The 2,258-nt window shown below is 61.5% G+C and carries 1 protein-coding gene; it reads left to right on the top strand.

Annotated elements, in window-relative coordinates; genetic code table 11:
* Positions 1–2,258: condensation domain-containing protein (locus QOL57_RS21400; RefSeq protein ID WP_141134277.1), on the top strand; the 2,258-nt coding region annotated here is incomplete at both ends.

The raw sequence follows: 2,258 nt of genomic DNA on the forward strand, positions 1-2,258 counted from the left end.
CGCGCTTTGCCTGCACCTGACATTGCAGCGGTAGTGGCAGGCTGCTACGAGGCACCGGTGGGCGAGGTGGAGCAGGCGTTGGCTACCCTCTGGCAGGAAATCCTCGACGTGCAGCAGGTAGGACGCGATGACGACTTTTTCGCGCTTGGGGGAAACTCCCTGCTGGCCATCCAAATGGTCTCAAGGGCGCGACAGCTGCAGATCTGTGACACCACTCTCGGTGCGCTCTTCGAACAGCGCACGCTGCGCGGCCTTGTCCAGGCAGCCCAGAAATTGCAAGCGACCGATGACGTCGCCATTATCCCACTCACCGACCGCGCAATGGAGCTGCCTCTGTCGTGGTCCCAGCAGCGGCTGTGGTTCCTGGACCAGCTGGACAAGGCGGCGAGCGCCGCTTACCACATCCCAGTGGCAATGCGCCTGACGGGCGTGCTCGACGCGTCGGCACTGCAGTGCGCACTGAACCGCATCGTGGCCCGCCATGAAAGCCTTCGTACCCGATTCGAAAACGTGAATGGAGGCCCGCGCCAGATCATCGAATCGAAAGATTCCGGCTTTGTGTTGACCCACGTGGATCTCTCGAATCTAACGACCCGAGACCGCGATGCGGAGGTGGTGCGACTGATTGCCCAAGAAACGCGTGAACCGTTCCAGCTATCGCAGGGTCCGTTGATCCGCGGGCAACTGTTCCACCTTGCCGAGCACCACCACCTGCTGCTAATCACACAGCATCACATCGTGTCGGATGGTTGGTCGATGGGACTTTTCATCCAGGAATTGGGCGCGCTGTACACGGCATTCACATCAGGTAATGAAGACCCGCTGACGCCATTGGCGTTGCAGTACGCTGATTACGCTGCATGGCAGCGGGGCTGGCTGCAGGGGGCAGCGCTGGATGCGCAGCTCGCGTTCTGGCGCAGTCATCTGGAAGGCGCACCCACGTTGATTGAGTTACCTCTGGACCGACCACGGCCGATGATCCAGCGCTACCGCGGCGGAAAAGTCGACGTACACTTGCCGGCGCCCCTGATCACTGCCGTCAAGCGCCTGTCTCACCGCCATGGCACGACCCTGCACATGACGCTGTTGGCGGCATGGTCCATTGTGCTTTCACGCATAAGTGGGCAGACCGATGTGGTTATCGGCACTCCTGTAGCCAACCGCCCACGCACTGAGCTCGAGCCGATGATCGGGTTCTTCGTCAATTCGCTTGCGCTGCGCGTGCGTCTGGAGAACGACCCGAGCGTGGCTGCGCTGCTGGGGCAGATCAAAGCCACAGCACTGGCCGCCTACGCACACCAGGATGTTCCTTTTGAACAAGTGGTGGAAGCGGTGAAGCCGCTGCGCAGCCTAGCGCACAGTCCCGTGTTCCAGGTGATGCTGGCACTGGACAACACCCCGTCCGCTGCCCCGCCTGTACTTCCGGAGCTGGAGCTCGCCTCGGTTCCGGTCGAACACGTCAGCGCCCACTTCGACCTGTCACTTTCGTTGGCAGAACAGGAGGAGGAGCTGGTGGGTGGCCTGGAGTATGCAAGTGATCTGTTTGACGCCAGTACCGCAAGGCGGATGACGTGTTACTTCGAAGCTGCGCTTGCGGCGATGGTAGCCAATGACCAAGCACAGGCAAGCCGGATACGGTTGCAGTCGAAGGAGGAATACCAGCAGACGCTTCATGGTTTCAATGCAGCGCATCGATCGTGGTCGCAACAGGAATCCATTGTTCGCTTGTTCGAGAACTCCGCCGCACGGCAACCGAATGCGGTCGCCCTGACCTTCGGCACAGAGACCCTGTGTTACGGCGAGCTCAACGCTCGCGCGAACCAGCTGGCGCATGTGCTGCGGGCACGCGGCGCGGGCCCAGAGCAGCGCGTAGCGCTGTGCATGGAGCGAAGCTTGGACCTGGTTGTCGGAATGCTGGGCATTCTCAAGTCCGGCGCGGCCTACGTACCGATGGAGCCCTCGGCACCGCCCGAGCGCTTGGCCTTTATGCTGATCGACAGTGCGCCGATGACGGTGGTCACCCAATCCGATCTGGTTGCGCGGCTCCAGCAGGCAAGATGCCCGCTGCTGGTGCTCGATGGTGATGCCGAACTGGGCAACGCGTCGGTACAGGATCCGTGCAATGCACAAATGACACCAGGGCACTTGGCCTATGTGATCTACACCTCTGGCTCGACCGGTCAGCCCAAGGGTGTGATGGTGGAGCATGGTCAAGTCGCCCGGTTGTTCGCGGCGACCGATGCGCAGTTCCAGTTTGG

The sequence above is a fragment of the Stenotrophomonas sp. yr243 genome (assembly GCF_900184195.1).
Classification (GTDB): Bacteria; Pseudomonadota; Gammaproteobacteria; order Xanthomonadales; family Xanthomonadaceae; genus Stenotrophomonas; species Stenotrophomonas lactitubi.